At 72.4% G+C, this 11,661-nt stretch carries 6 protein-coding genes; 5 read left to right on the plus strand and 1 reads right to left on the minus strand.

The window, feature by feature from the left end; translation table 11 throughout:
* Positions 1 to 143: 143 nt before the first annotated feature.
* Positions 144 to 224 carry a tryptorubin family RiPP precursor gene (locus ACFXBC_RS22900; RefSeq protein ID WP_371540459.1) on the minus strand — a complete coding sequence of 27 codons (81 nt, stop codon included), beginning with the start codon at positions 222 to 224 and terminating at the stop codon, positions 144 to 146.
* Between the two features lie 408 nt (positions 225 to 632).
* Here ACFXBC_RS22900 and ACFXBC_RS22905 point away from each other — a divergent pair, with 408 nt between their 5' ends.
* The 5 genes from ACFXBC_RS22905 to ACFXBC_RS22925 all read left to right on the plus strand — a co-directional run bounded on the left by ACFXBC_RS22905 (position 633) and on the right by ACFXBC_RS22925 (position 11,517).
* The gene (locus ACFXBC_RS22905; RefSeq protein WP_385027386.1) at positions 633 to 3,731 is read left to right on the plus strand and encodes an alpha-N-acetylglucosaminidase; all 3,099 of its coding nucleotides are present in this window, start codon (positions 633 to 635) and stop codon (positions 3,729 to 3,731) included.
* A gap of 72 nt (positions 3,732 to 3,803) precedes the next feature.
* On the plus strand, positions 3,804 to 5,744 hold the full coding sequence (locus ACFXBC_RS22910) for a hypothetical protein (RefSeq protein WP_385027435.1): 1,941 nt from the start codon (positions 3,804 to 3,806) through the stop codon (positions 5,742 to 5,744).
* Positions 5,745 to 5,888: 144 nt separating this feature from the next.
* Positions 5,889 to 6,872 carry a metal-dependent hydrolase gene (locus tag ACFXBC_RS22915; protein WP_385027389.1) on the plus strand — a complete coding sequence of 328 codons (984 nt, stop codon included), beginning with the start codon at positions 5,889 to 5,891 and terminating at the stop codon, positions 6,870 to 6,872.
* A gap of 1 nt (position 6,873) precedes the next feature.
* Complete coding sequence (locus tag ACFXBC_RS22920; protein ID WP_385027392.1) at positions 6,874 to 7,980, plus strand: PDR/VanB family oxidoreductase; 1,107 nt, start codon at positions 6,874 to 6,876, stop codon at positions 7,978 to 7,980.
* Positions 7,981 to 8,235: 255 nt separating this feature from the next.
* Complete coding sequence (locus tag ACFXBC_RS22925) at positions 8,236 to 11,517, plus strand: GH92 family glycosyl hydrolase (RefSeq protein WP_385027438.1); 3,282 nt, start codon at positions 8,236 to 8,238, stop codon at positions 11,515 to 11,517.
* Positions 11,518 to 11,661 lie beyond the last annotated feature (144 nt).

Genomic DNA, 11,661 nt, shown 5'->3' on the forward strand with positions numbered 1-11,661 from the left:
CGGTGGTGGGGGATTTTGGGGCGTTTCGGTAATTTTACATGGTATTTCACCATGGTCAAAATGGCTGTATAAAAGGGCTTTTGCCCGGGGTACGCGTGCCGGGGAACCGGTTCCGCCGGGCACAGGACGAACAAATGCGCAGATCAGTACCAGATGTACCAGGCGTACGACTTCAGGCTCTTCTCCGGCCTGATCTTGTTCTTGAGGGAGTGAATGAGCTTCATGACAGCACCTCCGATTGACGGCGAACTGACTGGTCCGGATTTGCCAACCCGGCGGCAAAAGTGAATCCCAGCAGGCAAGTTACGTCAACGTGAGGCAGATCACTCACCGGTACCGCCACTTTATATGTTTCGTCCCCCGCGGACCGAGAACAACGGCCAACGGAACAAACATGACCTGTCCGGGGCGCGTTGACACCCGGATTCAGGGCGCGCCAATACCCAGAACCCGGGACCGTCAATCCTGCGGCCGGGCGGGCCGAAAGGTGGAACCGGGGGGCTTCTCCGCACTCATACCGTGCGCCCCATTGCTCCACCCCCTGCTCGTCATTACCGTGCGCATGCATCTGTCATCGCACGGACCGTCAGCAGCAGTGACGCACCAAGTGACGCGCAATACGAGGAGTGCCGATGCACGAGCTGTCCAGACGTACGCTGCTGAGCACCGCGGGAGCGATCGGCGCCGGCGCCGCGATCGGCGCGCGGACCCCGGCCGCGGCGGCCGTCCCCGCACCCGCCGCCCGGCCCCGGAGCCTCTCCGCCGCCGCCCCCGAGCCACTCGACACCGGTCCGGCCCGCGCGGCCCTGAAGCGTCTGCTGCCGCTCCACGCCGACCAGTTCACACTGACCCCGCTGACCGGCGGGGAACGCTTCCGGGTCACCGGCTCCGCGGGCCGTATCCAGGTCGCCGCCACCAGCCCGGCCGTGGCACTGACCGGCGTCCACTGGTACCTCAAGTACGTCTGCCGGGCGCACATCTCGTGGAACACCTCGCAGCTGGACCTGCCCGGGCGACTGCCCGCCCCCGGCAGAGGCGTCCAGCAGTCGGCGACCGTCCCGCACCGCTTCGCCCTCAACGACACCCACGACGGGTACACCGCGCCGTACGCGGACTGGGCGCACTGGGAGCGGACGCTCGACGTGCTCGCCCTGCACGGCTGCAACGAGGTCCTCATCACGCCCGGCCAGGAAGCGGTCTACCACCGGCTCCTCCAGGACTTCGGATACTCCGACACCGAGGCCCGCACCTGGCTGCCCGCCCCCTCCCACCAGCCGTGGTGGCTGCTGCAGAACATGAGCGGCTACGGCGGCCCGCTCTCCCCCGCCCTGATCGACCGGCGCGCCGCCCTGGGCCGGAAGATCGCCGACCGGCTGCGCGAGCTGGGCATGCACCCGGTCTTCCCCGGCTACTTCGGGACCGTCCCCGACGGGTTCCCCGAGCGCAACCCCGGGGCCGCCGTCGTCCCGCAGGGCACCTGGAACGGGCTGCGGCGCCCCGACTGGCTCGACCCGCGGAGCGAGGTGTTCGACCGGGTCGCCGCTGCCTTCTACCGGCACCAGTCCGAACTCTTCGGCGACGCGGCGCACTTCAAGATGGACCTGCTCCACGAGGGCGGCACCCCGGGTGACGTCCCGGTCGCCGACGCCGCCCGCGCCGTCGAGACCGCGCTGCGCACCGCACACCCCGACGCCACCTGGGTCATCCTCGGCTGGGGCGTCAACCCGCGCGCCACGCTGCTCGACGCCGTGGACAGCGACCGGATCCTGATCGTCGACGGCCTCTCCGACATCGACACCGTCACCGACCGTGAGAAGGACTGGGGCGGCGCGCCGTACGCCTTCGGCTCCATCCCGGACTTCGGCGGCCGTACGACGATCGGCGCCGACACCGACCGCTGGACGGAGAAGTTCACGGCCTGGCGCGACAAGCCGGACAGTGCCCTGGCCGGCACCGCGTACATGCCGGAGGCCGCCGAGCGCGACCCGGCCGCCTTCGAGCTCTTCAGCGAACTGGCCTGGCGCACCGAGAAGATCGACAGGGCCGCGTGGTTCGACCGGTACGCCGGGGTACGTTACGGCGGTGACGACCGCGCCGCGCGGCAGGCGTTCGCCGCGCTCGCCACCACCGCCTACCAGCTGACCACCACCGATGGCCGCCCGGTCGACTCGCTCTTCGCCCGCCGGCCCAGCCTCACCGCCTCCGTCAAGTCCGCCTTCGACCCAGCCGGTTTCGACACCGCGTTCGCCGCGCTCCTCAGGGTCGGGGCACCGCTGCGCGGCTCGGACGCGTACCGCTACGACCTCACCGATCTCGCCCGGCAGGCGCTCGCCGACCGGGGCCGGATCCTGCTGCCGCAGCTGCGCTCCGCCTACACGGGCAAGGACACCGCCGCCTTCCGTGAGCTGTCGGCGCTCTGGCTGAAGCTGATGCGGCTCGCGGACACGCTGGCCGGCTGCCACCGGGCGTTCCTGCTCGGGCCCTGGCTGGAGGAGGCCAAGCGGTTCGCCACCAGCCCCACCGAGGTGGTGCAGCTGGAGTGGACGGCCCGCACCCTCATCACGACCTGGGCCGACCGCGCCGCCGGCCATCTCAGCAACTACGCCAACCGCGACTGGCACGGGCTGCTCAGCGATGTCCATCTGCCGCAGTGGCAGGAGTACCTGGACGAACTGGCGTCGGCGCTCGCCGACGGCCGGGAGCCGAAGACCTTCGACTGGTACCCCGGCGAGGAGTCCTGGACCCGCCGTACAAACACCTATCCGGTCGCGGCCACCGGTGACGCGTACCGCATCGCGCAGCGTGTCCACGACACCCTGGCCACCGCCCCGTACCAGGGCACGGCCACCGTCTCCGCCCGGCCGGTGGCGTTCACGCCGGGCAGCACCGGCACGGTGACGGCCGGTTTCCGCAACCTCAACGGGCTGCGGGCGACCGGCCAGGTCGACTTCAGCCTGACCGGCCTGACCGCGCAGCCGAAGGGCGCCACCTCGCTGGAGAGCGTGGCTCCCGGCGCTTCGGGCTCGGTCTCCTGGCAGGTCACCGCACCCTCCGAACCGCTGACCTCCCCGCTGCGCCCGATGCCGTACACGCTGCTGACCCGGTTCGGGCCGCAGGGCGGGAAGCAGGTGGACGTGCGGGAGCGGAGCGCGGTGTATGTGGCCGCGCCGCTCGCCGCCGGGTGGCGGACGTACACCGGCAACGACGCCGTGTTCGGGCAGCTGGGCGAGCGGCTGGCGATCAACGGCGGCGGACAGGACCTGTGGAAGGGCACCACCCAGTTCGGCACCGCGTTCCGCGCCGGAGCGATGACCGACGGCACGAGCGTCACCGTACGGGTGGACTCCCAGGAGGACACCGGGACCTGGGCCCGGTGCGGTCTCGTCGTACGCAACAGCCTGGACGCCCCGGGCTCGGCCGGCTTCCTGAACCTGGCGGCGACACCCGGCCAGGGGATCGTGCTGTCGTACGACACCAACGGCGACGGCGCGCTGGACACGTACAAGCGCGTCACCGGGATCAAGGCGCCGGTCCTGCTGCGGCTCTCCCGGGCCGGCACCACGTACACCGGCTCCTGCTCGACGGACGACGGGGCCTCCTGGCGCACGGTCGCCACCGTCGGGGTGCCGAGCGCGGCGGGCAGCCAGGACGTGGGAATCTTCATGAGCGCGACGAACGGCGGGAACGGGGCGCGCGGGACCGTCGAGTTCAGCGGCTGGTCGCTGAGCTGACCGGCGCCGGGGGCCTCCGCGCGCCGCGCCGGGCGGCGGGGCCTCCGGTGACCATCCCCGGATTCGTTCGTTCTGCTCAATGTGCCGCCACTGGATCTCAACCGCCGCTCCGCGTCCGATGCCGCCGATGTCGATGCCGGACAGGCCGGGGCCGCACTCGTCGAGCACTACCCCCGGCTGGTTCGGCTGGCGTATCTGATCCTGCCGCCCTCGCTCGGCCGCAACCGCCGGGTGCTCACCGCGCACGCCCTCGCACAGCGGGCGCTGCCGCGCGGACGGCGGTCCGGTGCCGCCGAGCCCCTTCCGGCGCCCCGCCGTGCGGACGGCTGCGATCCGGCCTACGCCTATGTACGGGGCCGGGTGGTGGCGGCGGCGCTCGATGTGGCACGGCCCCGGCGGTGGAACGCCTGGCCCCGCCGCGCCCAGCTGCCCCCGCTGCTGCCCCAGGTCTGGGGACTGCGGCTCTTCCCGAAGTCCGGCGGCGCCGATGAACTCGCCCTGGACCAGCGGCTCTCGGCCCTCTCCGGACCCGCACGCGCCGCGTACGCGCTGCGCGGTCTCGAAGGGCTCGACGACACCCGGGTACGGCGGGTCCTGGAGGCCGCGGGAGTGGCCGACCCGCGGACGGCGCTCGACCGGGCGGACGGCCCGGCGGCGCAGCACGGACTGCTGGCATCCGCCGCTTTCGACCCCTGCTCGCTGCAGGCCAGGCCGACCGATCTGGTACGCCGCAGACGCCGCGGCGCGGGTGCGCTGGCCGCGGCGGCGGCCGTGCTGGTGTGCGGGGCGCTGCTCGTCCTTCCGGCCGGTGGTCTGGGCGCCGGGCACCACGCGGCGCCGGCCGCCACCGCGAGTCCGGTCTCCGCGCGGGCGCTGGATCCGGCGCGGCTGACCCGGGTCGCGGGGGCCGCCTGGAAGTCCTCGGCCCGTACCGACTTCTCGGTGTGGCCCGCGCGCGGCGACCGCACCGGCGATCCGGCGCTGCTCCGGCGCGCACTCGCCGTCTGGGCCGGACCCGGAGACTCCGTACAGGTGTCGGCGACCCCCGGCACCCCCACCGGGCCGCCGATGGGCGCACCTCAGCTGCTGTACGCGGGCACGGTGGACGACGCGGTGGTGGTGCTGTTCTACGACGGGCTGCGGGTGGTGCGGTACGCCGAGGCGAAGGACGGCGGCGGAGGCGCGGCGCTGGACTTCGCGCGGGTGGACGGCGCGGACGAGACCGCGTCCGATGCCCTGGTCGTCGGCCGGACCGACGGCAACGTCCGCTATCTGACGGCGCCCTGGGTGCACGGCGCCGGGGTACGGGACCTGCTCGCCCCGTCGAAAGAGGTGCGGCCGCTGGCCCGCTCGGCCGACGGCGTCACCGATCCGGTGCCCGGCCCGGGTCTCTCCCGTAACTGCACCTCCTGGAACGCGCTGGCGCTGAGCGACGGCGCGGGCACCCATCTGCTGACCGACCTGGGCGAGCTGCCCCCGGCCCGGCTGCTGGCAGGCCCGCCCGCCGGGCCGCACGATGTGCGCGGCGCGGCGGATCTCGCGAGCTGGGCGCACACCGCCTGTCTGCTTCCCGCGGTCCGCTCGCACGGCGTACGTACCGTGAACTCCTGGCAGTTCGCGGCGCAGCAGCTGCCATCCGACGGCGGTCTCGCGGCCTGGCTCTGCACCCGCGCGGAGACCTGGTCAGGGACCGGGACCCGGGTGTTCGCGCAGTTCCGGGTCCCCGCTCCGGAAGGCGGCCGGGGGCCGGACACGGTGGTGGCCCGCGCCGAGAACTCGGCGGCCTGCGGCAGGCGGCAGCCGCAGGTACTGGCAGGTGTGCTGTGGAAGTCGCACGAGGGCCAGTGGTACGTACTGGCCGCGGGCAGTGGGCAGTTCGCGTCGCTGGCCACGACGGGCGGCGTCACGGGCAGCGCGGACGGACGGCTGCTCGCCGTGCCGGCGAAGCGGGGCGCGAAGGCACAGCTGACCGGACGACTCACGGACGGGACCCGCGTCGGGGCGCTGCGGTGACGGAGCGGAGGCGGTGACGCAGCAGAGGCGGGGTGCGGCTGACGTTGGGGTGCGGCTGAGGCGGAGGTGCGGCTGAGGCCCGTCCGGCCGGGCAGCTGTGCACAGGCCCTGTTCCCCGGCCGTACCCGTCGGTACATTGACGCCATGTCTAATACGCAGCCCGTCCCGGTGGCTTCGGAGCACATAGCGCTCAAGGCCCGCAAGGTCTCCTTCGACTGGGCGGACACCCCGCTGCACTGGGTGCCCGGCGACCCGTTCACCACCCACACCATCAATGTGCTGCACCTGCTGCTCCCGGCGGGTGAACGCTGGTTCGTGCACGTCTACAAGCAGGTGCTGCCGCTGATCCGGGACGAGCGGCTGCGCGAGGACGTCATCGGGTTCATCGGCCAGGAGGCGATGCACTCGCAGGCGCACGACGACGTGCTCCCCCATCTCGCGGCGCAGGGGCTCGACCCCACCCCGTACACCGCCCAGGTCGACTGGCTCTTCGAGAAACTGCTCGGCGACCGGACGCTGCCGCCCGGCCGGGCGAGCCGGTGGTGGCTGCGGGAGCGGGTCGCGACGATCGCCGCGATCGAGCACTACACGGCGTTCCTCGGCGACTGGGTGCTCAACGCGGAGGCGCTCGACCGGCGCGGGGCCGACCCCACCATGCTCGATCTGCTGCGCTGGCACGGCGCCGAGGAGGTCGAACACCGGTCGGTCGCCTTCGAGGTCTTCCAGCACATCGACGGCGGCTACCGCCGCAGGGTCCGCACCTGGGCGACCGCCTTCTCCGCACTGGTCTTCCTCTGGCAGCGCGGCGTCAGGTTCTTCATGGAGAACGATCCGCTCCTGGTGGACGGCCGGGCGAGCCTGCGGGCCTACCACCGGCGCGGCAAGCAGGGGCTGCTGCCCACCACCGGGGCCATCGCCCGGTCGGTGCCGGGCTATCTGAGCCGTACGTACCACCCCTCGCAGGAGGGCAGTACGGCGCAGGCCGTCGCCTACCTCGCGCACTCCCCCGCCGCGAACGCCGGACCCCCGACCACCGCGGACTCCGGGCCCTCCGCCGCATCGGACTCCGGGCACTCCCCCGCCGCATCGGACTCCGGGCACTCCCCCGCCGCGAACGGAGCGCACTGAGATGGCGCCACCGCTGCCCCGCATCCGTACCGCCGTCCTGGCCGCAGGTGCGGCCCTGCTGGTCAAGCGGGCCCTGCACCGCCGCATCGCCGCTTCCCCGCTCTGGCCGCTGCCCGCGCTGGAGACCCCGGTCTCCAGCCGTGGCCGCCACCGGACTGCCACCAGAAGGCTGCTGGTAGCCGAGCGCACCCCGGAGGCCGAAGGTGTGGTGCGGCTCCGGCTGGTGAGCGCGACCGGTGAGCGGCTCGACGCCTGGGCACCCGGCGCCCATCTGGATCTGGTGCTGCCCTCCGGGCTTGTCCGCCCGTACTCGCTCTGCGGCGACCCGGCCGACCGGGAGGCGTACACGGTCGCCACCCGGCTGATCGAGGACGGCCGGGGCGGCTCACGCGAGGTCCATGAAGAGCTCCACGAAGGCACCGAGGTCGAGGTCCGCGGGCCCCGCAACCGCTTCCCGCTGACCCGGTCCGCCTCGTACGTCTTCGTCGCGGGCGGCATCGGGATCACCCCGGTCCTGCCGATGGTCCGGGCGGCCGAGGCGGCGGGCGCGCGGTGGCGGCTGGTGTACTGCGGGCGTACCCGCGCCTCCATGCCCTTCCTCGCCGAAGCGGTGGAGCTCGGCGGCGCTGACCAGGGCCGGGTGACAGTCGTGCCGGAGGACGAACTCGGCTACCCCGAGCTGGAGTTCGGAGCCGATCCGCCCGGGACCGCTTACTACTGCTGCGGCCCGGAAGGTCTGCTCACGGCCGTGTCGGACGCGCTGCCCGCCAGGGCCGCACTCCATCTGGAGCGGTTCGCCCCGGCTGCCGGACCGGTGGCCGGCCCGGCAGCCGCCCTTGCGGACTCGGCCGGCTTCGAGGTGGAACTGCGCCGCTCCGGACGGTCGGTGACGGTCGCGCCGGACTCCACGGTGCTGGCCGCCGTCCGCGCGGAGCTGCCGGATGTGCCGTACTCCTGCGAGCAGGGCTTCTGCGGGACCTGCCAACAGAGCGTCGTGGAGGGCGAGGTGGACCACCGGGACGAACTGCTGACGGACCCGGAGCGAGTCGGGTCGATGCTGATCTGCGTGTCCCGGGCGCGGGGCGGACGGCTGGTCCTGGACCTGTAGCGGCGGACGGCCCCCGGGCCCGGGGGCGGACCCCGGAGGCCCGGGGAGCCTTGACACCCCGGAGCGGCAGGAGGAGCATCCTCACGTCGTTGACAACGTTGTCTGGCGGCGTGCCGCCCCGGAGGGCCGACGGCGCGTCCGTCCCGGGCGCGTTGACCGTCCGTCACACACGAAGGGCAGGAACGGGTGTCAGACACGCACAGCCGTCGGACGCGCACCGGGACGAGAGCGCTCAGCTCCGTCGTGGTGACCGCCATGGCCGCCCTGGGGATGGCGGCCACCGCCGCCCCGGCATCGGCCGCATCCGCGCACGGCACCGTCAGGGATCCGGTGGCGTACGTCCACCCGCTGATCGGTTCCGCCAACGCGGGCAACACCTACCCGGGCGCGGTGCAGCCCTTCGGGATGCTGGCCTGGAGCCCGCAGAACTCCAAGGGCAAGCAGGTCTCCACACCCGCGCCCGGCGGCTACCAGTACGACGCCAAGAAGATCCGCGGCTTCAGCCTCACCCACCTCAACGGCGTGGGCTGCTCGGGTGCGAACGGCGACATCCCGATCATGCCGTACACCGGCGATGTGGACTCCTCGCCCAGCGCGGACACCACCGACGCGAAGTACGCCAGCACCTTCTCGCACGACAACGAGAGCGCATCGCCCGGCTCTTACCAGGTCGGCCTGGACAACGGCGCGTCCGCCGCGCTCACCACGACGGCGCGGACCGGCACCGGGCAGTTCGGCTTCCCCAAGTCCAAGCCCGCCAGCATGCTCTTCCGCACATCGAACTCGGAGAGCGGCAGCACGGACGCCACCGTGAAGATCGACAAGAAGGCCCGGACGGTGACGGGCTCCGTCACCGCGGGCAACTTCTGCGGTCCGCAGAGCGCGAACAACCGGCACGACCTGTACACGCTGTACTTCACCGCGCACTTCGACAAGGCGTTCGCCAAGGTCGGCACGTGGAAGGACAGCACGGTCAGCCCCGGCTCCACATCGGCCTCCGGCGGTACGGGCTACAGCTCGTCCGGCAACGCGGTGGAGGGCAAGGGCTCCGGCGCGTACATCACCTTCGCCGACGGGACCACGAAGGCTCAGGCCAAGGTCGCCGTCTCCTATGTCAGCGCGCGGAATGCCGAGGCGAACCTGCGCGCCGAGAACGGGCCCCACAAGAGCTTCGGCTCGGTGAAGTCGCAGGCGGCCAGGGCCTGGAACAAGGTGCTGAGGTCGGTCGAGGTGGGCGGCGGCAGCGACGCCCAGCGCTCGACCTTCTACACCGCGCTCTACCACTCCATGCTGGAGCCGACACTGACCAGCGACGTCGACGGCCGCTATCTGGGCGCCGACCGCAAGCCGCACCGGCTGGCCAGGGGGCAGAAAGCGCAGTACGGCACCTTCTCCGGCTGGGACCAGTACCGCGCCCAGGTGCAGCTCCTGACGCTGCTCAACCCGCGGGCGGGCAGCGACTACGCGCAGTCGCTCTACAACTACGCGGGCCAGCGCGGCGGCGAGTGGGACCGCTGGCTCCTGGAGAACGGCAAGACGAGCGTGATGTCGGGCGACCCGTCCGATGCGGCGCTCGCCGGGATCTATGCCTTCGGCGGCCATGACTTCGACGTCAAGGGTGCGCTGAAGTCCCTGGTCAAGGCGGCGACCGTACCGACGGCGAACGACTCCGACAGCTCGGGCTGCAACGTGGAGTGCGTGGGCCAGCGCCCCGCGCTCGACAAATACCTGAAGCTCGGGTACGTACCGGCCGACAACTGCCACTGCTGGGGCGGCGCGGCGGAGACGCTGGAGGACGCGGCGGCCGACTACGGGCTTTCCGAGCTGTCCCGGCAGACCGGGAAGAGCGCCGACGCGAAGAAGTTCCTGGACCGCTCGGGCAACTGGACCAACGTCTTCGACGCCAACGCCACCCCGCAGGGCGGCTACATCCGCGACCGCAAGTCCGACGGCACCTGGGCGGGCACCTTCACCCCCGGCACCGGCAGCGGCTTCGTCGAGGGGACCAGCGCCCGCTACACCTGGATGGTGTACTCGGACGTGGCGGGCCTGGCGTCCGCGATGGGCGGCAAGGACGCGGCGGCGAAGCGGCTCGACGCCTTCTTCCGTACGCCGGACGGCAAGTTCGACTTCTCCGCGAAGGACGACACGCGGTACGACGCGACCAACGAGCCGGACATCAACGCGCCCTATCTGTACGACTACCTGGGCGCCCCGTACAAGACGCAGGAGACCGTCCGCGCGGAGATGGACCAGCTGTGGACCGACACCCCGGGCGGTATCCCCGGTAACGACGACGCCGGGACCATGTCGTCCTGGTACGTCTTCTCGGCGCTCGGCATGTACCCGCAGAACCCGAGCCGCGCCGACCTGACCCTCTCGGCGCCGCTGTTCCCGCACGCGGTGGTGCACACCGGGCACGGGCGGACCATCACCGTCAACGCCCCCGCCGCATCGGCGGACAACAGCTACATCCACGGGCTGAAGGTCAACGGCCGCAAGTCCACCAAGCCCTGGGTCCCTGCCTCGCTGGTCACCCGCGGCGGCACCCTGGACTACACGCTGGGCGCGAAGGCGGACACCACGTGGGGCACCTCGGCGGCCGACGCCCCGCCGTCCTTCCCGGGCGGCGGTGTGAAGTACTTCACCGGTGCCACCCCCGAGCAGCTGAAGATCGAGCCCGGCTCGGCCGGTGCGGACACCACGGTCAAGGTGCAGACGCTGGAGGACAAGGCCACCAAGGTGCACTGGACTGCGACGCCGCCGGCCGGTGTCACGGTGAAGCCCGCGCAGGGCGACTTCACGGTCCCGGCGGGCGGTTCGGTGAGCGCGAAGCTCTCCGTCTCGGCCGCTTCGGGCACGGCGGAGGGCCGCTACACGGTCCCGGTCACGCTGAAGTCGTCGGCGGGCAAGGAGCTTCCGAAGACGTCGGTCGCGGTGACCGTCGCCGAGAAGAACAGCATGCTCTGGAACCGGAACAGCACGGCCATCTCCTCCGACGACAACAACCCGCAGGCCAACTTCGACGGTGAGGGCTGGAGTTACTCGGGCCCGGCCCTGGCCGCCGCGGGCGCGGCGCCGGGCTCCACGGTCTCGTCGGGCGGCTTCGACTTCAGCTGGCCGAAGGTGGCAGCCGGGGACCCCGACAACATCGAGGTGGCCGGTGACACCCCGCAGGTGCTCAACGTCCCGTCCGCCGAAGGCGCCACCAGGCTCAGCCTGCTGGGCAGCGCGGCGGAGGGTTCGGCCAGCGGTACGGCGACGCTGACGTACACCGACGGCACCACGCAGAAGGCGGACATCGGCTTCAGCGACTGGACGCTGGGCGGCGGCAAGGACAAGCCGTCGTTCGGCAACACGGTGGCGGTCCACACCGATTACCGCGATGTCCAGGGCGGCGGCAAGGACCCGGTCGGCACCGAGATCTTCGCGACCGCGCCGATCACGCTCCAGGCGGGCAAGCAGCTGGCGAGCGTGACGCTGCCGTCGAAGACGGACGGCGGCGTGCTGCACGTCTTCGCGGTGGCCACCGCCTGACGGGGCGGCCACCGGCGGACAGGAACGTCCACCGGCCGGGGGGGGGGGGGGGGCGCGGGGGGGGGGGGGGGGGGCGCCCGGGCCCGTGACCCCCCCCCGCCCGCCCGCCCCCCCGGGGCCCCGGCACCCCCCCCCCCCCCCCCC

This window comes from Streptomyces sp. NPDC059398, from assembly GCF_042751845.1.
In the GTDB taxonomy this organism is placed as follows: Bacteria; Actinomycetota; Actinomycetes; order Streptomycetales; family Streptomycetaceae; genus Streptomyces.

Excerpts from the sequence above, each read along its gene's own strand:
- ACFXBC_RS22920 (WP_385027392.1), top strand. The coding sequence starts at position 6,874 with ATGGCGCCACCGCTGCCCCGCATCCGTACCGCCGTCCTGGCCGCAGGT.
- ACFXBC_RS22925 (WP_385027438.1), top strand. The coding sequence starts at position 8,236 with ATGGCCGCCCTGGGGATGGCGGCCACCGCCGCCCCGGCATCGGCCGCA.
- ACFXBC_RS22915 (WP_385027389.1), top strand. The coding sequence starts at position 5,889 with ATGTCTAATACGCAGCCCGTCCCGGTGGCTTCGGAGCACATAGCGCTC.
- ACFXBC_RS22905 (WP_385027386.1), top strand. The coding sequence starts at position 633 with ATGCACGAGCTGTCCAGACGTACGCTGCTGAGCACCGCGGGAGCGATC.
- ACFXBC_RS22900 (WP_371540459.1), bottom strand. The coding sequence starts at position 224 with ATGAAGCTCATTCACTCCCTCAAGAACAAGATCAGGCCGGAGAAGAGC.